The organism is Sphingobacterium allocomposti (assembly GCF_008124885.1).
In the GTDB taxonomy this organism is placed as follows: domain Bacteria; phylum Bacteroidota; class Bacteroidia; order Sphingobacteriales; family Sphingobacteriaceae; genus Sphingobacterium; species Sphingobacterium allocomposti.
Genome location: NZ_VNHX01000004.1, coordinates 27,084 through 47,694, shown reverse-complemented (window position 1 = coordinate 47,694; position 20,611 = coordinate 27,084). Strand labels below are relative to the sequence as shown.

Annotated in this window: 19 protein-coding genes, 1 other RNA gene and 1 pseudogene; 10 read left to right on the top strand and 11 right to left on the bottom strand. The window is 49.6% G+C overall.

Translation table 11 applies throughout. The features are described from left to right. The first annotated feature begins 44 nt into the window (after positions 1-44). The 4 genes from BC792_RS04250 (at position 45) to hisD (ending at position 3,896) form a co-directional block, all read left to right on the top strand. Positions 45-884: a prephenate dehydrogenase gene (locus tag BC792_RS04250; protein ID WP_148907749.1), complete on the top strand. Its 840-nt coding sequence runs from the start codon at positions 45-47 to the stop codon at positions 882-884. Continuing rightward, the gene (locus tag BC792_RS04245) at positions 884-1,414 is read left to right on the top strand and encodes a GNAT family N-acetyltransferase (RefSeq protein ID WP_148907748.1); all 531 of its coding nucleotides are present in this window, start codon (positions 884-886) and stop codon (positions 1,412-1,414) included. Before BC792_RS04250 ends, BC792_RS04245 begins: the two co-directional genes overlap by 1 nt. Before the next feature lie 347 nt (positions 1,415-1,761). Further along, positions 1,762-2,613, top strand: a complete 852-nt coding sequence (gene hisG / locus BC792_RS04240; protein ID WP_148907747.1) for an ATP phosphoribosyltransferase — start codon at positions 1,762-1,764, stop codon at positions 2,611-2,613. Beyond that, positions 2,613-3,896, top strand: coding sequence for a histidinol dehydrogenase (gene hisD, locus BC792_RS04235; protein WP_148907746.1), 1,284 nt, complete (start codon positions 2,613-2,615; stop codon positions 3,894-3,896). The genes hisG and hisD overlap by 1 nt, the downstream gene beginning before the upstream one ends. Before the next feature lie 4 nt (positions 3,897-3,900). On the opposite strand, the gene BC792_RS04230 is transcribed toward hisD, so the two are convergent. After that, positions 3,901-4,128: a hypothetical protein gene (locus BC792_RS04230; RefSeq protein WP_148907745.1), complete on the bottom strand. Its 228-nt coding sequence runs from the start codon at positions 4,126-4,128 to the stop codon at positions 3,901-3,903. 158 nt (positions 4,129-4,286) lie between these two features. Between BC792_RS04230 and BC792_RS04225 the strand changes: the two genes are divergently transcribed. After that, positions 4,287-5,588, top strand: a complete 1,302-nt coding sequence (locus BC792_RS04225; RefSeq protein ID WP_148907744.1) for an NAD(P)/FAD-dependent oxidoreductase — start codon at positions 4,287-4,289, stop codon at positions 5,586-5,588. 42 nt (positions 5,589-5,630) lie between these two features. On the opposite strand, the gene BC792_RS04220 is transcribed toward BC792_RS04225, so the two are convergent. The 3 genes from BC792_RS04220 to BC792_RS04205 all read right to left on the bottom strand — a co-directional run bounded on the left by BC792_RS04220 (position 5,631) and on the right by BC792_RS04205 (position 8,237). Beyond that, positions 5,631-6,620 carry a hypothetical protein gene (locus tag BC792_RS04220; RefSeq protein ID WP_148907743.1) on the bottom strand — a complete coding sequence of 330 codons (990 nt, stop codon included), beginning with the start codon at positions 6,618-6,620 and terminating at the stop codon, positions 5,631-5,633. Between the two features lie 613 nt (positions 6,621-7,233). After that, positions 7,234-7,600: a transfer-messenger RNA gene (gene ssrA / locus BC792_RS04210) on the bottom strand. A 115-nt stretch (positions 7,601-7,715) separates the two neighbouring features. Then, complete coding sequence (locus tag BC792_RS04205; protein WP_148907742.1) at positions 7,716-8,237, bottom strand: hypothetical protein; 522 nt, start codon at positions 8,235-8,237, stop codon at positions 7,716-7,718. 1,267 nt (positions 8,238-9,504) lie between these two features. Between BC792_RS04205 and BC792_RS04200 the strand changes: the two genes are divergently transcribed. The 4 genes and pseudogenes from BC792_RS04200 (at position 9,505) to BC792_RS04185 (ending at position 11,658) form a co-directional block, all read left to right on the top strand. Beyond that, entirely contained in the window at positions 9,505-10,080 is a 576-nt protein-coding gene (locus BC792_RS04200; RefSeq protein WP_148907741.1) for an O-methyltransferase, read from the top strand. A 7-nt stretch (positions 10,081-10,087) separates the two neighbouring features. Then, positions 10,088-10,396, top strand: a complete 309-nt coding sequence (locus BC792_RS04195) for an antibiotic biosynthesis monooxygenase family protein (protein ID WP_148907740.1) — start codon at positions 10,088-10,090, stop codon at positions 10,394-10,396. Continuing rightward, a pseudogene (locus tag BC792_RS18785) lies at positions 10,335-10,774 on the top strand (ASCH domain-containing protein). Before BC792_RS04195 ends, BC792_RS18785 begins: the two are co-directional and overlap by 62 nt. Before the next feature lie 80 nt (positions 10,775-10,854). Next, the gene (locus BC792_RS04185) at positions 10,855-11,658 is read left to right on the top strand and encodes a GNAT family N-acetyltransferase (RefSeq protein WP_148907739.1); all 804 of its coding nucleotides are present in this window, start codon (positions 10,855-10,857) and stop codon (positions 11,656-11,658) included. Positions 11,659-11,787: 129 nt separating this feature from the next. Here BC792_RS04185 and BC792_RS04180 read toward each other — a convergent pair whose 3' ends face one another. Next, on the bottom strand, positions 11,788-13,974 hold the full coding sequence (locus BC792_RS04180) for an ATP-binding protein (RefSeq protein WP_170249949.1): 2,187 nt from the start codon (positions 13,972-13,974) through the stop codon (positions 11,788-11,790). A 354-nt stretch (positions 13,975-14,328) separates the two neighbouring features. Here BC792_RS04180 and BC792_RS04175 point away from each other — a divergent pair, with 354 nt between their 5' ends. After that, positions 14,329-14,874, top strand: a complete 546-nt coding sequence (locus BC792_RS04175) for a lipocalin family protein (protein ID WP_148907737.1) — start codon at positions 14,329-14,331, stop codon at positions 14,872-14,874. Between the two features lie 43 nt (positions 14,875-14,917). On the opposite strand, the gene BC792_RS04170 is transcribed toward BC792_RS04175, so the two are convergent. The 6 genes from BC792_RS04170 to BC792_RS04145 all read right to left on the bottom strand — a co-directional run bounded on the left by BC792_RS04170 (position 14,918) and on the right by BC792_RS04145 (position 20,611). Then, positions 14,918-16,336 (bottom strand): PQQ-dependent sugar dehydrogenase, encoded by a 1,419-nt coding sequence (locus BC792_RS04170; RefSeq protein ID WP_148907736.1) that lies wholly within the window; start codon positions 16,334-16,336, stop codon positions 14,918-14,920. Between the two features lie 136 nt (positions 16,337-16,472). Beyond that, positions 16,473-16,880 carry a VOC family protein gene (locus BC792_RS04165; RefSeq protein WP_148907735.1) on the bottom strand — a complete coding sequence of 136 codons (408 nt, stop codon included), beginning with the start codon at positions 16,878-16,880 and terminating at the stop codon, positions 16,473-16,475. 247 nt (positions 16,881-17,127) lie between these two features. Continuing rightward, the gene (locus BC792_RS04160; protein WP_148907734.1) at positions 17,128-17,547 is read right to left on the bottom strand and encodes a hypothetical protein; all 420 of its coding nucleotides are present in this window, start codon (positions 17,545-17,547) and stop codon (positions 17,128-17,130) included. Then, positions 17,544-17,912, bottom strand: a complete 369-nt coding sequence (locus BC792_RS04155; protein WP_148907733.1) for a PadR family transcriptional regulator — start codon at positions 17,910-17,912, stop codon at positions 17,544-17,546. Before BC792_RS04155 ends, BC792_RS04160 begins: the two co-directional genes overlap by 4 nt. Before the next feature lie 453 nt (positions 17,913-18,365). Continuing rightward, positions 18,366-19,586: an MFS transporter gene (locus BC792_RS04150; protein WP_148907732.1), complete on the bottom strand. Its 1,221-nt coding sequence runs from the start codon at positions 19,584-19,586 to the stop codon at positions 18,366-18,368. After that, positions 19,583-20,611, bottom strand: coding sequence for a galactose oxidase (locus BC792_RS04145; protein WP_148907731.1), 1,029 nt, complete (start codon positions 20,609-20,611; stop codon positions 19,583-19,585). The genes BC792_RS04150 and BC792_RS04145 overlap by 4 nt, the downstream gene beginning before the upstream one ends.

Here is a 20,611-nt window from a genome sequence, read left to right as displayed (position 1 = left end):
TAACGGGCGTCAAGCTCATCAACAATAATATTACTTACTGCCTCATGAACATAGCCATAGTTGGTGTTGGTTTGATCGGCGGATCGATCGGCATCCGTCTGAAGGAAACAGACTTTTGTGACAGAATAATCGGCGTCGAGAAAAACGAATCGAACCAAAAGAAAGCCTTACAGCTCGGGCTGGTCGATGAGTTTCTTCCTTTAGACGAAGCCCTTAAACAATGTAAGATCATCGTGTTGACCATTCCGGTAGATGCCATTATGGCCGTCCTTCCGGGGATTTTAGATAAACTGACTGATCAGGTGGTCATCGATATGGGCTCAACAAAGACCAATATCCTACAGCTTATTGCCGACCACCCGAACCGGGGCCGGTATGTAGCCGCCCACCCCATGGCCGGAACCGAATATTCGGGACCCGAAGCGGCCGTAGCCGGACTGTTTAAAGGCAAAGTGATGGTCTATGTCGAGGCATTTAAATCCGACGAAGACGCCTTCGAACTGGCCGACGCGCTCACCGACCAGCTGGAGATGAAAAGTTCCTTTATGAACGCCGACGAGCACGATATGCACACCGCATATGTGTCGCATATTTCGCACCTGACGTCTTTCGCCCTGGCGCTTACCGTACTCGAAAAGGAAAAATCCCAAGGCCGCATCTTTGAACTCGCCGGATCCGGATTTCAGTCGACCGTTCGGCTCGCGAAGTCGTCGCCCGACATGTGGACGCCGATTTTTAAGCAGAACCGGACCAACGTGCTCGAAGTGTTGGAAGAACATATACACCAACTACAGAACTTATATAACAAGCTGGAGAAGGAAGACTACGAAGGACTGCACCGGCTGATCAAAAAATCAAACAAGATCAAACGCATTATTAAATAATGGAATTCAAGCCCCTCGAAAATAGCCTGTTCGCACTAAGCCCCCTGTCTGTTTCAGACAGGGACGTGCTGTTTGAGGTGGCACGCGACAAAGAAATCTGGCGGCAGCACCCCGATTCAGATCGCTACCAGCCTGCCGGCTTCTCCCGTTATTTCGACAAGCTCCTTCAAACGGATATGCCTTATCTCATTATCGACAAAGCCCGCCACGCTATTATCGGCGCAACCTCTTATTACGAATACAGTGCACGGGAAAGACAAGTCGCCATTGGCTTCACGTTTCTGGCCACTGCCTACTGGGGAGGTGAAGCGAACCGGGCTGTAAAATCCCTAATGATTGACCATGCATTCCGATTTGTAGACCGCATCGTCTTCCACGTGCGCGAAAAAAACTTCCGCTCACAGGGCGCCCTTGCGAAAATCGGAGCGGTTAGAACAAAAGAATACCCGGCACCGGCATGCCCCGGCTCCCTGCAACTGGAATATACCATCGAAAAAGACCGGTGGCCGGCATCAGACGGCACTAAATAGTTGTCAACTTTTTAACGTCGTCATTTGCAAAACATCCAACAATACCTTACTTTTGTTGCATTATTAATAAACAATGACATTTTTGTTCACACATCACATCCATTTTCATCATCGCCATTGCGGCGATATGTAATAGTTATGTGTTTCTACGTGAAGCAAAATTCCCCAGGTTATATTCTTTTTATTAATAATACATACTACAAAAAAGTCCTATTTATAAAAACCTACATGAGGTCTATCCAGCATAATAACACGCATAATCCACAAACTCACCACTAACAGAAAACCGGGTGTAAAGAGCTCAATTATACCATGGAGAGTTTACACTTATTAGATATTTTATACAGATGAAAAACCTTAAAATCGCTATACAGAAATCGGGCAGACTAAACGAAAAATCGGTACAGCTTCTAAAAAACTGTGGCCTTGATTTCGAAAACTATAAGAGCTCGCTCATCACCACTGTCAATAACTTCAACCTGGAAATCTTATTTTTGCGCGACGACGACATTCCCGGTTATGTTGCCCAGGGCATAGCAGACCTCGGAATCGTCGGCGAAAACGTTATTGACGAAACGCAGGAGAAGGTCACCTACCTACAAAGGCTGGGCTTCGGACGCTGCACCTTGAAGATCGCCATACCGAAGGATTCCGAGATCCGCGAACTCCGCGACCTGCAAGGCAAATCTATCGCAACGTCGTATCCTGTCATCTTACAGCAGTTTCTGGACGAATATAAGATACAGGCCGACATCCAGGAGATATCCGGATCGGTAGAAATAGCCCCGGGCCTTGGACTGAGCGACGCCATCTGTGACATCGTCTCTACGGGCGGCACGCTGAAGAGCAACGGACTCAAGCCCTTCGCGGATGTACGAAGTTCTGAAGCCATCCTGATTGGCCGCGAGGGCCTCGAAGAAAACCCAATCCTCTGCGAACTTCTCCAACGTATACAGTCGGTATTACGTGCAAAAGAAACAAAATATGTCGTCCTCAACGTAGAAAAAATCAATCTCCCCCAGATTACCGAACTCCTACACGGTGTCAAGAGCCCTACGGTGGTACCGTTGGCTGAAGAAGGATGGGTAGCCGTACACACCGTCATTACAGAAGACGACTTTTGGGACAAGATTAACACACTAAAGGCGGCAGGCGCACAAGGAATAGTGGTCATGCCCGTCGAAAAAATAATCCTCTGATGTTAAAACAATATTCACTCCGCAATCTAACAGCTCCGGAAGTCGCGCAACTCGTTGCCCGGAATACCGATGCAAACCACGCGATACAGGATGCTGTACTACAGATTATCAACGATGTCCGCGAACGTGGCGACGAATCGCTCCGCGAGCTTACGGCGAAGTTCGACAAGATCGCTTTAGATAAGCTCTATCTAGAAAAAGACGACATCGAAGAGCTTGCGATGACCATCACACGGGATCAACAGCGGGCACTGGAAATAGCTTTCCAGAACATACACCGCTTCCACAGCGTGCAGCTACGCAAAGAGCGGTCGGTAGAAACCATGCCGGGTGTCAAGTGCTGGCGTGAGGCGCGCCCGATCGAAAAAGTAGGTTTATATATTCCCGGCGGATCAGCCGTGCTACCCAGTACCTTGCTGATGCTTGGCGTGCCCGCACGGATCGCCGGATGTAAAGAAATCGTAGTGTGCTCCCCGCCGCAGAAGAGCGGAAAGATCAATGGCTTTGTAGCCTACTGCCTTCAGCTGCTCAAGATAGAGCGTATTTACCTTACAGGTGGTGCCCAGGCAATAGCAGCCATGGCTTACGGAACCGACAGCATTCCCAAAGTTGACAAGATATTCGGCCCGGGCAACCAGTTTGTTACGAAGGCAAAGAGCTTGGTGCAGGGGATGACCAACGTGAGCATCGATATGCCGGCCGGTCCTTCGGAAGTACTTGTTATTGCCGACGACACCGCATCGCCTGCTTTCGTGGCAGCCGACCTGCTGGCACAGGCCGAGCATGGCCCCGACAGCCAGGCCGTTCTCGTCGCGACATCTCAAGCACTGATCCAACAGGTGAACAGCGAGCTCGCTAAACAGCTGGAAGTACTGCCCCGTGCCGAAATAGCCCGCATGGCCATAGACAATTCATACGCCGTCGCTGTAGACAACTTGCAGGAGGCTCTATCCTTCTCTAACACCTACGCTCCGGAACACCTGATCTTGGAGACCGACGAATGGGAGTCGCTGATACCGCGGATCGTCAACGCCGGCTCGGTATTCCTTGGTCATCTGACCCCGGAGAGCGCGGGCGACTACGCTTCGGGCACCAACCATACGTTGCCGACCTCCGGTTATGCCCGTTCCTATTCCGGTGTTTCTGTCGACTCCTTTGTTAAAAAGATTACATTTCAGCACATCAGTAGCGAAGGGCTCAACCACATCGGGTCTACCGTGGAGATCCTTGCTGAACTCGAAGGACTGCACGCCCACAAGAACGCGGTCAGCATCAGGAAATAAAAACCTATCGGACACTGCGGCGCCAGCTGGATGGCAGCGGGTGTCCGATAAGGCTGATTGCTCCGGCGTACCGCTTCCCCGGCTCAGCGGCAGCGGCAACCAGACCAAATCGATGCCGTCCCCCATTAGCCACGACCAGAGCGATGGAGAAAGCAAACTGTCCGTTGTTGTCCATGCGACTGCAACTCCGCGACTGCACTTCCGCCACGCGGCCTCCAGAACCCAACAGCATTGGTCAGAAAACCGACAATTCATTGCATATGCAGGCACGATTATATTGCATATAAAGACGAATTTATTTAGGTTTGCACCTTATTTGCTGAACAAAGATTAAACGCCATTGTTATAACAACTGTTAGGCAGATATTTAAAACAAACGAAAAGCTTATTATGGCAGACAGTAAAAAACATATTGTTGTTGTAGGTGGTGGATTTGCTGGGATAAACTTCATCAAATCCTTAGGTAACGACTCCCGCTACCACGTCACCTTAGTGGATATCAACAATTACAACTTCTTTCCCCCACTTATTTATCAGGTAGCCACCGCTTTTATTGAGTCTTCCAATATCAGCATGCCTTTCCGCAAGATGTTTAAGAGACATAATAACTTCTCTTTTCACCTGGGCAAACTACAAAACATCAACAGTGCCAACAACACGATAGAAACCGATTCGGGCACGCTGCCCTACGATTATCTGGTCTTGGCTGTGGGAACCGAGACAAATTACTTCGGCATGGAGGCCGTTAAGAAGAATGCTTTTCCGATGAAGAACATCACGGACGCCCTAGCTATCCGTAACAAGATACTCCTCTGCCTCGAAGAATATATTCAATATAAAGACGATCCAAACCGGGAAGCCTACCTGAACATTGTTGTTGCCGGAGGAGGCCCTTCGGGCGTGGAGATCTCGGGTATGATTGCCGAGCTAAGCGACCGGATTATCCGAAAAGAGTACCCCGAACTCGCCGGCCTGAAACCGAAAATCCACCTTGTCGACGCCGCTCCGGTATTGCTCGGGCCAATGAGCAAGGTGGCACAGCAGGAGGCAAAAGAGGTGCTCGAGAAACTCGGTGTGGAGATCACCCTCAATGTCGCCGTAAAAGACTACCAAAACGATACGGTCGTTTTAGGCGATGGCAAGGAGATAAAAACGAAAACATTGATCTGGACGTCAGGGGTTATAGCCCGCGAGCTGCCAGGGCTGCCGGCAGAGAAGTTCGGACGGGGCCGCCGGGTGCTGGTCGACCAGTTTAATGCCGTACAGGGGTACGACAACATCTTTGCCATTGGCGACATCTGCCTTCAGACAACGGATCCTAATTTTCCAAACGGCCATCCGCAGCTGGCACAGGTAGCCATGCAACAAGGAACGTTACTGGCTAAAAACATCGTGGCCAAAGACAGCAACGGCAATTTAAAGCCGTTCTCGTACTGGGATAAAGGAAGCATGGCGGTTATTTCGCGCTACCGCGCCGTAGCCGATCTTCCTAAATTCTCGTTCAAGGGTTTCTTTGCATGGCTGACATGGCTATTGATTCACCTGATACCCATCGCAGGTTTCCGCAACAAATGGAAGCTGATGGGCAACTGGCTTTGGTCGTTCTACTCCGCAAACTCCGGCCTACGAACCATTATCCGTAGCGAACGGAAGCGCGATTCCAACGAGGTCAGAACCAATATAGAAGGGTAAATGATAACAAAACGGTCGAGCTGTATGCTCGACCGTTTCCACTTACTTTTTCTTCTTCCCCTTCTTTTCCTTGGTGTCTAATTTTTTCAGGACGTTCTCAACAATCTTTTTCACCTTTTGTTTAAGCCCCTCGTCCGCCTTTTTATCTTTCTTCTTATCCTTCTTCGGCGACTCGGCTTTTTTAGCCTTTACCTTTTCTTTCTTCGCTGATTTTTTCTTCTCTGCTTTTTTCTTATCGGCCGATTTACTTTCCTTCGCTTTCTCTTCCACTTCATGTTTATAGGAAGCTTCCTTGACGAGTTTCGCCTCCTCCTGCTTCGGAAGGGTTGCTTTGCCCTCTGCCTTGGTATCGGCTGCGTTTGATGCAGTTTCCGGTGCCTTCTTTACTGCAGGTGCTGCCGTTCGCGATGCCCTGGCCGGCGCAGCTTTTCTCGTGGCTGTCGCCTTAACTGCCGCCTTCGCCGGCTCAGCTACGGTTTCTTTTCCGTTCTCTTTTGCCGTCTGTCCGGCCGGAGCTTTCGGCGCCGCTTTTTTAGGAGCAGCGGCAGCATTAGCAACCGTTGTTTTTTTGGGCACCGCAGATGTTTTCGCTGCAGGCTTGCTTTGTCCCGCAGATGCTGCTTTAACTTCCGCGGCCTTGTCGGCCTGCGGCGTGGTTGCCTTAGTCACAGCTGAGGCACTTTTGTCAGATGTCGCTTTCGCAGACGTGGTCTTTCTCTTGCTGGCCGCGGGCGCCGAGGTTGCCGCCTTTTTCGCAGGAGCGCTCACCGGTTGATCAGCGGATTTCCCCGCGTCGGCGGTCACTTGCTGTCCTTCGGCCGTCGGTGTCTTTGCTGCAGTGCTCTTTCCAGCGGAAGTTCTGCGGGTTGCCGCCTTCGATGCCGGAGCTTTCGCCCTGGTAGAAACTTTCTTCGCCGGCGCTGTCGTCGCGGGCTTTTCCGTGCTCGTCAAGTCCTTTTCCGCCGCTGCTGGTGCCTGTACTCCCTCCTCTACCGGAGCTTTCTCGGCTGTTGCTTTATTATCGGTTGCCATAGTGCTGAATATTTTTATTAACTAACAATAAAAATAGTACTTTGTTTGCTCCGGTTTTAGATTATTTTGTCTTGTATACTTTTTTTTAACGACTGTAAAGTAAGTGGACCATTTATTGGGGCGATGAACGCTCAACGCATTGCCGGAACGAGATAGTTCGAACCCTCTTTCGGGTTCTCATCCCTCCTAAAAAATAAAAGCCCAACTTTCGTGGGCTTTTATTTTGTGGAGCCGGAGGGATTTGTTCCGTCCCAAAACCCCGCACACAGCCCGGAACGAGATAGTTCGAACCCTCCTTTCGGGTTCTCATCCCTCCTAAAAAATAAAAGCCCAACTTTTCGTGGGCTTTTATTTTGTGGAGCCGGAGGGATTTGTTCCGTCCCAAAACCCCGCACACAGGCCGGAACGAGATAGTTCGAACCCTCCTTTCGGGTTCTCATCCCTCCTAAAAAATAAAAGCCCAACTTTTCGTGGGCTTTTATTTTGTGGAGCCGGAGGGATTTGTTCCGTCCCAAAACCCCGCACACAGGGCCGGAACGAGATAGTTCGAACCCTCTTTCGGGTTCTCATCCCTCCTAAAAAATAAAAGCCCAACTTTTCGTGGGCTTTTATTTTGTGGAGCCGGAGGGATTCGAACCCTCGTCCAAACATAGTATGATTTATGCTTTCTACATGCTTAGCTTCTCTTTAATTGTAGGGAGAGGGAAGGTGAGACGCTAACCTATACCTTTCTCCTTAGCCACTGGATTTCGCCCATGTTTAGTGACGTCACACAGGCTAGTTCTACGATTCGGTGCCTCTATTATCAAGCGGTAGAACAGCGCTTGACGAGACAAAAGCTATCTTAATTCTAAATTAAGCAGCTAAGGCGTAGTTTTCTTCGCCAATTATAGTTTTGAAAGTTTGTATTATAGTGCAATACTTCCAACGCACTGCATGCTTACATAACCATCGCTATCCTGTCAATTCCGGTCGACCCCATGTTATGTGCGGATACAAAAGTACGAAAAAAATCTTTCTTGTGTACATCTTCGTCCTAAAAAGTAGCGATATGGCGGCAGGATGACGGAACGAACTACACTATCATACCGATCACTATCTTCTGTTCGACGGTATCTTATTCACGTAAAACAGAACTCCTGCATTTATTCCCCTAAACGTATCGTATCCTACCAAAACGGTAAGAAAACGCGCCGGCTGCATGCCGGCCCATCCGCCGATGATCGCTTTCGACTGATTCGCGTCCGCAAGTTCCCTGTCCTTTTCCTTATAAATACCCGCGTTAATTCCCACGGACACCATTTCGAGCTTGTATCCCGCCTTTAGGTACACTCCGAACTCCCGTGGATCATATGTTGCTCCGGGCCTATGGCCGTATTGGTCTGCTTTCTCTATTGGAAGCGAAACACCGGCGCCGGTCACGAATCCGCTTTCAAACCCCTTTTTCTGATTTAAGATGCTCATTTCGTATTCCAATCCCCACGATGTTAGAAACGTATCCCCTTGCTTATCCAGTCCTATTCCTGCTCCGATTCCGTGTCTTAGGTAGTTCTGGGATCTTGCGCCCATTGCGGACACTAGTAAGGCGACGCCTAGTACAATTGATTTGGCTTTCATATTTTATTGCTAGTTAATAATCTTAAACTACCCGAGCTTTCGGATTCATTGAATGGTCAGAAAAAACTGCAAGCGGTTAACTGTACCAAATATATAAAAAATTATGAATTACGACACATCTTGTCGATTAAGTGCGACTTTTTAGCGAATTCACTTAAGTAGGCCGGAAAGACACTTTCATTCCCGCCGTTCATTTGTTTGGCGCGTCGCTGATTTCCGATTGGCATATCCATTGCAGAGAAAAAGACACCGTCTAATAAAGCACGAAATCGTCGTCATTTCGACAAAGAACGAGCCCCTAAGAGCTCGCTACACTATCCTTCCCGTGAAACGGATCGTCACTGAGGGTAGTATAGGGCATTGTCATGCTAGGCTTCGAAGACCTGAGCCTGACATTGTCAAGAGCCTGTCGAAGGATAGACAATGGGCCCAACGAACGCACCTCCGAAATGCCCCCTAATCTGAAAGACTGCCCGAACTTTGTCGCACGTCTGTGGATAGATTTATTCGCTGACGCGCCGTATGGCAGCAGAAAGTGCTTTTTCACGTTCATTCAAAGTATTAAGACCTTTCCGGTAAAAGACGCTAGGGTCAGTTATATCCCTCTCTCCATTCGTTTTCTGCCATCTCTCCGCCGCCATTATCAATTCCATACAAAAGAAGGCTATGAGCGGCACACGCCTTGATGCATGCGATATGAGCCCTCTATCCGGCTATTATTAGCTATTTTAGGATTTTTAAGCTATTTTGATCCTGAATGATTAAATTTATTCCAATCTATTTAGTAGTTTAAACTAACAAAAGAACGTAACCATAGCATTAAAAGCTTGACTACCAATAATTGCGATATATCTCACCCATATTCAAATGATCAAAGACGCTATTCACGAATTAGAACAATACATAGTGGAGTTTCCTCAATTGTTGCAAACACTGAATTGAGCCGAGCTGGAATCAAAACCCTCAATGGATAAATGGAGCAAAAAAGAAATCGTAGGATATCTTATTGATAGTGCTCATAACAATTTCACGACAATCCGATCATCCAATACGATCAAGATCTATGGTGTAGACATAATTACTACCAAGGCGCAGATCTCCATAATATGATTATCTTGTGGGAGGGGCTAAATCGGCAATTGCTTTATCTATGGAAAGGATTGTCTTCTGAGATGTGGCAAAGAAAGGCTAACGGAAACACATTAGTATTCCTCGCGACAGATTATATCGCTCATTTTGAACATCATTTAAAACAAATAAAAGAACAATGAATCAGAAACCTCTTACCTTCCCTCGTTACTATGAGGATATACTAGTCCAATCCAAGCAAGCGGGATTTCCTATGCTCTCCGACATGTATACCGGAAGTTTCCTGAGAACATTGGTCTGTTCTAAACCCGCAGGGCGGTTTTTGGAGCTAGGTACAGGCACGGGACTTTCGCTTTCCTGGATAGTAGATGCTATGGACAACGAATCCACCGTTATCTCCATTGATAACGATTCTTCATATCAATTAATAGCACAACGTTTTTTCGGAGACGATTCCCGTGTACATTTATTATGTATAGATGGAAACCAATGGATAACGGAGAACAAGGAGGAGAATTTTGATCTCATTTTCGCCGATGCCTGGCCGGGAAAATACAGTATGCTTGACGAGACCCTCGCCATGCTAAAAGCCGGTGGTTTCTATCTGATTGACGATATGCTTCCTCAGGAAAACTGGCCTGAAGGGCACCAGGACAATGTAGAGCGTCTCATTGCTTACCTTGAGCAACGCGACGATATACAGATAACCAAAATGAACTGGTCGACGGGATTGATTCTGCTTACTAAACGATGAGAATGCAATGATATTAGAAGTAGCCATATTAAACGTGAAGCCCGGCAGATCAAAGATGTTCGAAGCCGACTTTAACGTCGCGGTGCAATATATATCCTCCACCGAAGGGTACATAAGCCATTCATTACAAAAGTGTATTGAAGTGGATAACCAGTATATCCTGCTGGTCGAGTGGACCTCTGTCGAAGCACATGAAGTCGGTTTCCGTCAATCGCCACAATATCAGAAATGGAAAGCCTTGCTCCATAATTATTATGATCCCTTTCCACAGGTGTTACATTATAAAGCCGTTAAAAAGAATGCAGATGCTTATTAATAAAATAGAGATCTACTGGCGGGAATTTCAAAAGGAATATCCAACCTACCAACAGGTAGCAGTTCCCCCCTATTATTACTTTTGCGATAATAAAAAGGATGCCGACGAATGTGCCGAACTGGTACGTCGAGGTATTAAACAGGCTACTACACATTCTTTATCTGGATTGCAAATCAACGAAGAAAAACTGCCCACCATTGGAGATCTTGCCATCGTCACAGACTGGGACGGCGCGCCTAAAGCCGTTATCAAGACCATTAAGTGGAGCTTGTAAGGTTTAAAGATATTACGACAGAATATGCTTTTATCGAAGGCGAAGGAGACAAAAGCCTATCCTATTGGAAGAAGGTACACTGGGATTACACGCGAATTGCGTGAGCATAACCTGAAACCAACTCCGGCGATGGAACTCGTCTGCGAATACTTTGAAACAATATGGTCACATATCTAATAAAAATATGGATATACATCCGCTCACTCTCCAAGATTTACCTTTTACTCGACATCTTCAGCCCGAAGGATGGGGAGACATTACGCTATCTTTAATGGAATACTGTTTGCAACCTTTTTGCAGCCCAGTTAAAGTTGTCTATGGAAATAATATTGTCGCTGTCGGAGCTGCAATACTGCACGAAAACTCTGCATGGTTGGGACATATTATTGTAGACGAAACTTATCGAGGTCAAGGCATTGGTTTCAATATAGTCAAACACTTGGTAAATAGCGCCATTGAAAATGGCGCATCGTCTATAAATTTGATCGCAACAGATCTAGGAGCTCCAGTTTATAAAAAAGCCGGTTTCAGAATAGTCGGTTCATATCAGTCTCTTAAGCGAGAGCGTCTATGGTTACAGCAATCTTTGCCAGACCAGCTTCAGCCATCCTCGCCTGCATTTTATGAACAAATTCTCAAACTGGATCAAGAGATAAGTGGGGAAAACAGGCGTGAACTAATACACAGTCATCTTAAACAAGCCGTAATCTTTGAACACGGAGGATGTGTGGAAGGTTATTATTTACCAAAGCTCGGTCAAGGGCCAATTTATGCGGTCACAGAACGAGCAGGATTGGCGTTGATGGAGCTTAAATACAGCACCATCGATACTGCAATATTACCAGTGGATAACGCCGCAGGGGTTCAATTTTTAATAAAGAAGGGCTTCGAAATACAGCATACAACGGCAATAAGGATGACATATGGAGACGACACACAGTGGCATCCCGATAAGATATTTAGTCGAATTGGCGGCAATTATGGATAGCGGAGATCTGAAGTTTTATTTTAGCGAATCACTTTCTTCTGATGAGAGTCGTTGGTAAGCCTAATAGGTAATAACGACAACAGGTGTATTGACCTTGAGCGTACCTTGTTTAGAACAGGCCTTTCTCCCCTATCGCGGGAATTTCAGGTAGAACGTAGTTCCTTTGCCTACCGCCGACTCCAGCTCGATGCGGCCTCCTATTTTATCCATGATCCGCTTCACGATGGCAAGGCCTACCCCCGACCCCTCAAATCCCGACGAGTTGGGCAGGCGCTTAAAGATCTCGAAAGCCTGCTTGATATCTTCTTCGCGCATTCCTATGCCGTTGTCGGCTATACTATATACGATAAACGGCTCCTCTACGTAGCTCCGTATCGCCACCCGCGGTGCAGCCCCCTTGCTTGAGTATTTCACGGCATTGCCGATAACATTGAGGAAGATCTGATACAGCAGCGTCTTATCCGACTTTACCGGCAATAAGGTGCCGAGCACCACGTCGAAGCGGCCCTCGCCCCCGGGAGCGTACCGCTTGATGTTATCGTCCACAATCTTGGGCACAATCTTTTCCAGCGCAACATCCTCCTTGCTGACCGCTATCGTCTTCGCTTTGGAAAACGCCAAGGTCTTATCCAACATGTCAGACATCAGGTGCACGGTATCCAGAATGTTTTCGCTGAGCTTCTTTACAAGCTGGTGGTTCTGCTCATTCTGCGTCATGAACTGGGATGCTAAACGGATTGACGAAAGCATATTTTTCAGGTCATGTGTCAGCGTATACGAGAACGTGTCGTGCAGGTGATTGAGTTCTTTCAGCCGTGCATTCAGTTTGTGAATCTCCGTCGTCTTCATTACAATCGATTCTTGAATAAGCTGACTTAGCCGCTCGAGGAATCGTCTTTCCTTACGGCCCCATTTCTCGGACTTCCCGCGTATTTCATTCTTCCACGCCTCAAACGATGTCCTTGGCGACGCATAGCTCGTCAGCGTGTCCCGATCTGTTTTGATGACCTTTTCCGGAGCTCCTGCCCAGGTCTCCTCCTGAATGACCTCCTTCCGGAACAATAGCAGCTGTAGCTCCGAATGGCTTGCCACGTTAACATAGGCTACACCCGGCAGGAAGCTGTCACCTCCTTCCTTTCCCTTGCTGTAAAATGCATCCGTTACGAAAAACTGCGGTTCCCCGTTCTGTTCGATTTCATCCCGCATACGCAGGATCTGGTCGTCGGCAGGCGTAGAACCGTACTTTACCAGTTCATCCTGAAACAGCACAGCCATACCGTCCGCCGCCGCGAATTCCATAATCGCATCCGAACACTCCTCCAGACTTTCAAGAATATTGCTTTTTACCACGATCTTGTCCTTCATGTTGAACAAAATCTCCTCAATCTCCTGCTGGTCACGCAGTTCCTTCTCCTTTTCCAACGCCACATATCTGTTCACGGCATATTGCGTCAGTATGGTCCCCACATGCCGCTGGAAGATATCAACCGCCTTCGGCGTGCGGTTCTGACAGGCCACCATTCCCCATAAGTTGCCGTCAACCAATATCGAAAAGCTGCAGGAAGCCTGCATACCCGCATTTTTCAGATACTCCAGGTGCACCGGAGACATCGCCCGGATATCGGTCAGCGTCAGGTCGATGTCGCGGCTTTCCAGTCCTCGGATCGGAATTCGCGGGGCATGCACATCCGATGTCACACGTGCCACATTTATCTTATACAGCTCGCGGGCCTGCGCAGGAATGTCGAACTCCGGATAGCGGTAACCCAGCAAAGGCTCCAGCCCCTCTTCTACATATTCGGCGATAACCTGTCCGCTCCGGTCCTCCCGAAACTGGTACACCATTACACGGTCGTACTTTATGATCTTGGCAATCTGCAGGCAAAGCGATGTCCAAAAGCCGTCGTTTGCCGACGCATCGATCGCATTGGTATACTGATATAATTCGTTGATATTAAAATCGCCGGCGATCTGCCTTTCGAACTCTACGAAGAGCAGCGCCCGCCGGTAGTAGATGCTTAGCGAGCAGGGGCCGCTAGGCAGCTGTACCGGATAGACAAGCCTGTTTTGGGCTGTCGAGTCGGGATATGTCAAGCGGCTTTTGATCAGCTCGGGATCTTCCGGCAACGCCAGCGACCCCTGCAGCTCCGATAGAAGGACACCGGGCGCGGCGTCAATGCCGAAGTCGCCGACGTTATCGCTGCAGGCTACACACCTATCTGTACCGTCAAACACCAGTAATGCGCCCGTGTGCTGCACCATGCCGCAAAGATGAATCGCTTCCTCTTCACAGTTTATAAATTTTCGCGTAGTCATATCCATATGTAACACCCTGCCTTATTGTTAATGCCTGTTATTTTCCCTGTCCGCCGGAAAACCGAAGAGATGGTCAGGTCCAGCGAACCCGTTCCGGAAATATCTGAAAAATTTATCAATCGGTAAAAGGTTTCTTCAGATCTGTTGTCAAGCTATAGCTCTCCCATCAGCAGCAGCTTGCCACACTGTGCCTCAAGCTCATACTAAATGCCAAAGATAACAGATTTCAACAACATTCTGCACGCCGCGCAGATTAGTTCTCAGCAAACGGCATCTATGGCGCGGTAAAGAGCGACGGCCGCAAACAAAAGCTTGTTGAGGTTGTTCACTAGTAATAAAATAAAAACCACCAGTATGAAATCATACAGAAACCACATGTGGCTAGCCGGCCCGGCGATGCTTCTGGCCTTGCTCGCCGTACATGCTTGCAAGCCTGTAAAAGTACCCCCCGGTGTCGAGGTCGTTGAGCCCTTTGATGTGCGTGCCTATACCGGCAAGTGGTACGAGATTGCACGGTTCGACTTCAAGCAGGAGAAGAACATGAAGCAGGTGACAGCCGAATACACGCTGAACGACGACGGCAGCATTAAGGTCATTAATCGCGGGTTCGACACCGTAAAGGGAAAATGGAAAGATGCTATAGGCAAAGCCAGGTTTGTCGGAGAACAGAACAGAGGAGCGCTAAAAGTGTCTTTTTTTGGTCCGTTCTATTCGGGCTACAATGTCGTAGCCATGGAGCCGCCCTACCAGAATGCCCTGGTATTCGGAGAGGACACAGACTACATCTGGATCCTGTCACGCAACAAGACCATTCCCGAAGATGTCAAAAGCAACTTTCTGCGAATAGCCCGCGAAGCCGGATACGATGTAAGCCGCCTGATCTGGACCAAGCACGACTAAGTCGTGCTTTTTGGGAGTCAATCCACCTGCATGGATCAGGCGGTCAGCGGCTATCGCCTGCTGTCAGCGTATATTCAATAACGCACCCGCGCATATCGATCTGATCGGGGTTCTCCGATGTCGGCTCTGAGGTGGCGGCCGACCTGTCCGTCACGAGATATAATTTAGATCCATCGGGCGACACGGTTATGTCGCGGTAGCGCACACGCTCGTCAAACAGTTTTTCCGGCGTACCGTTCACGCGCCGTCCGTCGTCCGTCAGGGGCAGCCTGTATACACATCCCCCTTTCAATGTTGTAATCAGCAGGCTGTTTCGCCACTCCGGTAGGGCATCATGATTATAAAAGGCCAGGCTGCTTGGCGCCACTGCTTCCCACTCCGCCTCCTTCGAGGCGCGCACTTTCTCCAAGATATCCCGTAGGTAGCTCTGCGGAGAGGGCATGAAGCTATAGATCGGTTCACGGAAGGCAGAGCCAAGCGTATCCTTCGCGCGCAACTCATCCTCAATGAGGGGGTAGGATGTGTTCCAGACGCCCGGCAGCGACGGATCATCCGACGCTGCGGCGGCGAGGCCGTTGTAATTGCCATCGGCATAGCCTATGATCAGCGGATGGCCGTAGTTGCCGCCCTTTTCGATAATATTGATTTCGTCGTCAGAAAAAGGACCGTGCTCGCACGAAAACAGCAGCGAGAAATCGCGGGTATGTGCCCATACGAGCCCCTGCGGATTGCGGTGTCCAACGGAAAATACCGCCGAGCGCGTACCGGCGCCAAAGGGGTTGTCCGGCGGCAGCCATGCCTCGGGTCCTCGCGCGCTACTGTCCGGCTCCAGCAGGTAGCGCAGAATTTTTCCCTCCTTACGGCTGGAATCCTGTGCGTGGTTCGGCTTGCCTCCGTTCTTAAACTGTCCGGCGCCCATGTCGCCGACTGCGTAAAAAAGATAGAATCGGCCGCCCTCAGGTGCGACGGCCAGCCGGCCACCGTTATGGTCGTTGCTTGCCGGCACCGCGCCATCAATCATCTCCTCGTTGATCAGGCTATCTGTCTTCCGGTCGTACGTATAGCGTACCACTTTGGCCAAAAAGTCGTTTTGGCCGAGGTCACGGAATACATAGGCCAGATAAACAAAAGGATGACGGTCAAAGTCCGGGTGCAGCGCGAGTCCCATAAGTCCGCCCTGCGGCCAGCTCTTTCCTTCTACCCGCAAGGTATCATAGCGGGGAAACTCCCGTCTGCCGGCCAGATCGAGCAGCAGCCGTTTGCGCCCCGAAGCGGGGTCTATACGGCTTACGCGGTAGCTTTTGCTTTCCGTTACCCACAGCGAGCCCTCCGGGCCGTACACGATAGACCATGGATCAGCCAGACCAGATGCGATGATGCGCCTCTTTCCAAACATCTCCTGCCCGTAAACACCAGCACACAGGTGTACGACAGCAAACAGCAGTACGATCGTTCTTCTCATATCCTCCAAGGTAAGATTCCCTTTTAAACACGGGGCAGACGCCGGCCACGACCGGCCCGCAATGGAACGGGATTTAGAATCTTTCGTTCATGAGAAGTACAAATTTTGGCCGCGCAGCCACCATGCGGCGTACCGTTTACACGTCGCCGCCGTATTTTGCCATCACCTCCAGCCGGTTGTTGTCTATGTCCAGCGTCTCAAATTCGTAATAGCCATCGCCCGTAATGCGGGGGCCGCGCAGGATGGTCAGCCCCGCTTCCTTAAAACGGTCGGCGATCTTGTCCACCTCGGCCGGTGAAGCCACAGCAAAGGCCAAGTGGATAATGCCGCGGTACTGCGCGATGGTATCGTTCTTATTCTCCGGAATGTCGGCCCGCTGCATGAGCTCGAGCCGCGCCCCTGAGCTAAACGTAAGGAAGTAGGTTTCCAACCCTGTGGACGGGTTTACATATTTTGCGTTGGAAGTAGCCCCGAAGTAGGTCTCATAGAAAGCCCGTAGCCTTTCCAGCTGGTTAGTCCAGATAGCGACATGTTCTAGTATCATACATTCGAAGTTATAAAAAAGAAGGCGTCTTAAAAATGTCGCCAATATGAAAAACGCGTCATGGCAAACCTAAGGAACGAAGGCGAGGCAATCTTCCTCATGTTGTTAAGGACTGGATCACTTCGCCGTGCCTCCTCGCAGTGACGGAGTATCCGCCACCAAAAACACAACGGCTATCAAGCTCCGAACACCACTGCGCGTATGAATGACGACGCAATCCAAAACGCACATACATGGGGCGGATACGCTAGTCAAAAAGCTCGTCCCTGTTAATGTGCTTTATGGTATGCCTTCTCGCCTGCACGTAATAATATGCATGCACGGCCAGGCAGATCCCCCAGATGATAAGCGTCGCGTTCAGCGCGCCGATGTGCTCGTGCACACTTGGAAACCCGAACCAGTACCAGCCGTACGATACGATATGATACTGCAAGAATGTGACGAGGTGAAACCGGAATCCAACATCGTAGATCGGTAGGTATTCGTTGTCTCTCCGTCCAAAGTATCTCCCTGCGAGAAACATGACCAGGCCAAATAGGATCGCTACCGGAACAACAAAATTAAAATGTCCTTGGGTTAGAAGACTACTCAAGGCTACCCGAAAGCCTGCCGTACATCCCACGGCAACAAGGGCAAATCTGATCAAGGGTGGCGTTAAAGTTTTCATACTAAAATCGATTTAATATCGTCTTGAAAAAATATATGAATATTCCGCTCAACGAAACGGTGAAACAGCTGCACACCGAGTTCCGTCAGAAAATAGTACTTTCTATCCGGCCCTTTGTTACCCTTGCGCAGCTCGTGCCCGACGATTTCGACGTGCTCAAACTTACGCAACACCCTGTACAGGCTTTGCTCCTCGCAACTCATGCTGCCCTGCGACTTCTCTACGACAAATGTCCTGATTTCCTCTACATACTTCGGCTCCTCTTTCAGCGCCAGGAATATCCATAATGTCAACTGCCCTTTTTTGTAGGTGTCTTCCCAAGCCTTTAACAGCTCATCCAGATCCGTATCAATATGCTTACTCATTAAGTACTATTCAACTTGTATAATACAAGTGTAGCAATATATTTTGAAAATACCAAGAGATTGTCGATTTTTATTCTGTACGTTGCGCATAGTGATCTCCGGTAAGAATTGGTTTGGTTTGATCCCTAAGCCCCTACAGAGATCGTAAACTCAACCCCATTACGGGGAAGAATGACGAGGCAATCTTAATAAAGCAAGAGATCACTTCGCCGTGACTCCTCGCAGTGACGGGTTACTCGCCCTTTGCGGCGTCATGGCGAACCTGAGGAACGAAGGTGACGCAACCTTTCTCATGTGGTTCAGTACTGGACTACTTCGTCGTTGTGCAGCTTCAGCGAATTGACAACCAGGCGGCTGTGCCGGCTACTTCTTTACCGACGGGAAATCATGTTGTACAGGCAGTTTCAGACATACCGCAAGGAACCGATCAGAAAATTGATCGGTTCAGTCCTGTCACCATTTGATCTTCACCAACAATAAGCTTATGGTTCCGCAGAGCAACAGGATTGCGGTAAACTGATAGATGATGGACAGTCCAATCTGCGCATCCATCAGTGCCCCTCCCAAGTATACCATTATACCACCTACAATGGTGCTAAGACAATTTAAGAATCCGTAGGCGGTTGCCACATATCTTCCCTCCACAATCTGGCGTAGGAGCGGCATTAAGTTCGCATCATTAAACCCTCTTCCTAAGCCGAAGACAACCATTCCGGCGATCGCTATACCGAACGTCGAGGTCGACGCCAGCAGGAACAGGCAGGGTGCTCCGAGAAGAAATCCGAGAACAATGGCATATAGCCGTCCTTTAGAAGATTTACGCACCCAATAGTCGGCAAGAATGCCGCCGAGCACAACGCCGGCGAAGGAACCGATCTGGATATAGCCTGTCGCCGACAGTCCAGCCGCTCCCAGATCCAGCGCGTACTGTTGCTTCAGGAAGGTAGGCATCCAGCCGTTCACAATCCAGTTTGCCATGCCCAATATCGCGAAATAGATAAGAACAACATAAAACGAACGCAGCTGGAATATGGCGCGGAACGTCTGTCCGATAGCCATTCTTTTCTCCATACCCGCGTTCTTTTCGTCCGTGACGGCATCCTTTTCCCGATATTCGGCTAATGTAAACCAAAGGATGACCGCATAAGCAACACCAATAAAACCGAACAGGTGAAATCCGAATCGCCATCCCCACAAGTCAGCCATATACCCACCGACGCCGCCGAGAGCCATTCCTGCATATAGACCGCTCATATGTAAGCCCGTGGCCAATGAGCGGCTTCTACCCCGATGGTAATCGGTAATCATGGCCAGACCGGCTGGAATATAACAAGCCTCGCTCACGCCCATCAAAAAGCGTGAAATCAGCATCTCTTCAAACGAACGGCAGTAGCCCGTCCAGATGGTCATTAGCGACCAGACGAGCACCGAAAAGACAATCAGCGTTTTCCGGGCATATTTGTCGGCCAGATATCCACCTAGCGGACTGAATAGGCCGTATGCGACGAGAAAAATCGTAGTCAGCAGTCCGAATTGGGCGTCTGTGAGTCCAAACTCACCGACGATAGGATCGCGCATGGAGGTAATCAATATGCGATCAAAGTAATTTAAGAAGGCTACGACCCACAGAGCCGCAACAACAAACCAGATATAAAAGGTCGATTGATTTCTCATGGTTTCTTTATTTCATGACGTAAAATGCTGCCCTGAAGAACGTGGGTCGTCCGGATACCGGGTTTAACCTCGCCCATTGGCAATATCACCGTATTTTCATCGACGACTGCTGTTGTCGTGACCGGCGGCAAGCTGCCGTGCAGGTCCATGACCTGTTGGTAATCCCATTCCCCGGCATCTACATCAAACATATGGACGCTGCGGGAAAACCCAGGATGTGCTGCGCCCAGTTGCTGCTGCGCCAATCCGCCATCATCTCCTCCGAAGATGAAAAACCTGTTACTCGGGCGATCAAAGAAGCACGGGCTGGGTGCCGCCGCCACAGCGCGGGGCAGGTCCGGTAGCTTCTTCCATCCTGCTGCCGGATCGAAGCGATAGGAGTCCGTTAAGTATTGCCGCTGCCCTTCGCGGAGCGCCACACCCGAGAACACGTAAAGGGCCTCGGTATCCGTACCGAGCACCGCCAACATCCGCCCCTCTCCCGGCAACGGAGCACACACCTCCCAGCCACGCCCGGCATGCGCTAGATCCATCCGGTAGCAAACATTCTCGGCCGCCGGTGCATCGGGTGTTGCCAGGCCGCCAACGATATACCACCAGCTTCCGACAAGTATGCCCGACATATTAGCGAGCGGCATCGGCAACGGCGGTAGTGCCGTGATGTGTAACGCACCCGCGTCGACCGTTATCTTATAGGTCTTATCGTGGTGCCCCTTTTCGTTGCTTCCCCCAGCCACGTACAAGGCATCATCCCAGCTGGCCGAAGCACCATACCCTAACGGGACAGGCAGCCTGCCGGGCTGGAGCCATGCTGTGCCATTGTTTTCTAAAAAAAACACTTTGTCGGTCCATCGTTTTGTGCCGCCGTCCCAAGGTAGTCTCCCATCCGGGAAGTTGGCCCCTCCCGCGAGGATGAAGCCCCCGGCGAGCTTTCCTGCAAACGCTCCCGCAAAGCCGAAAGCATCGGGAACAGGAGGCATCATAGACCAATTCCACGCGCGTTTATTATCCTGTGCATATCCCAT

Excerpts from the sequence above, each read along its gene's own strand:
- BC792_RS04250 (WP_148907749.1), top strand. The coding sequence starts at position 45 with ATGAACATAGCCATAGTTGGTGTTGGTTTGATCGGCGGATCGATCGGC.
- BC792_RS04245 (WP_148907748.1), top strand. The coding sequence starts at position 884 with ATGGAATTCAAGCCCCTCGAAAATAGCCTGTTCGCACTAAGCCCCCTG.
- hisG (WP_148907747.1), top strand. The coding sequence starts at position 1,762 with ATGAAAAACCTTAAAATCGCTATACAGAAATCGGGCAGACTAAACGAA.
- hisD (WP_148907746.1), top strand. The coding sequence starts at position 2,613 with ATGTTAAAACAATATTCACTCCGCAATCTAACAGCTCCGGAAGTCGCG.
- BC792_RS04230 (WP_148907745.1), bottom strand. The coding sequence starts at position 4,128 with ATGCTGTTGGGTTCTGGAGGCCGCGTGGCGGAAGTGCAGTCGCGGAGT.
- BC792_RS04225 (WP_148907744.1), top strand. The coding sequence starts at position 4,287 with ATGGCAGACAGTAAAAAACATATTGTTGTTGTAGGTGGTGGATTTGCT.
- BC792_RS04220 (WP_148907743.1), bottom strand. The coding sequence starts at position 6,620 with ATGGCAACCGATAATAAAGCAACAGCCGAGAAAGCTCCGGTAGAGGAG.
- BC792_RS04205 (WP_148907742.1), bottom strand. The coding sequence starts at position 8,237 with ATGAAAGCCAAATCAATTGTACTAGGCGTCGCCTTACTAGTGTCCGCA.
- BC792_RS04200 (WP_148907741.1), top strand. The coding sequence starts at position 9,505 with ATGAATCAGAAACCTCTTACCTTCCCTCGTTACTATGAGGATATACTA.
- BC792_RS04195 (WP_148907740.1), top strand. The coding sequence starts at position 10,088 with ATGATATTAGAAGTAGCCATATTAAACGTGAAGCCCGGCAGATCAAAG.
- BC792_RS04185 (WP_148907739.1), top strand. The coding sequence starts at position 10,855 with ATGGATATACATCCGCTCACTCTCCAAGATTTACCTTTTACTCGACAT.
- BC792_RS04180 (WP_170249949.1), bottom strand. The coding sequence starts at position 13,974 with ATGACTACGCGAAAATTTATAAACTGTGAAGAGGAAGCGATTCATCTT.
- BC792_RS04175 (WP_148907737.1), top strand. The coding sequence starts at position 14,329 with ATGAAATCATACAGAAACCACATGTGGCTAGCCGGCCCGGCGATGCTT.
- BC792_RS04170 (WP_148907736.1), bottom strand. The coding sequence starts at position 16,336 with ATGAGAAGAACGATCGTACTGCTGTTTGCTGTCGTACACCTGTGTGCT.
- BC792_RS04165 (WP_148907735.1), bottom strand. The coding sequence starts at position 16,880 with ATGATACTAGAACATGTCGCTATCTGGACTAACCAGCTGGAAAGGCTA.
- BC792_RS04160 (WP_148907734.1), bottom strand. The coding sequence starts at position 17,547 with ATGAAAACTTTAACGCCACCCTTGATCAGATTTGCCCTTGTTGCCGTG.
- BC792_RS04155 (WP_148907733.1), bottom strand. The coding sequence starts at position 17,912 with ATGAGTAAGCATATTGATACGGATCTGGATGAGCTGTTAAAGGCTTGG.
- BC792_RS04150 (WP_148907732.1), bottom strand. The coding sequence starts at position 19,586 with ATGAGAAATCAATCGACCTTTTATATCTGGTTTGTTGTTGCGGCTCTG.
- BC792_RS04145 (WP_148907731.1), bottom strand. The coding sequence starts at position 20,611 with ATGGGATATGCACAGGATAATAAACGCGCGTGGAATTGGTCTATGATG.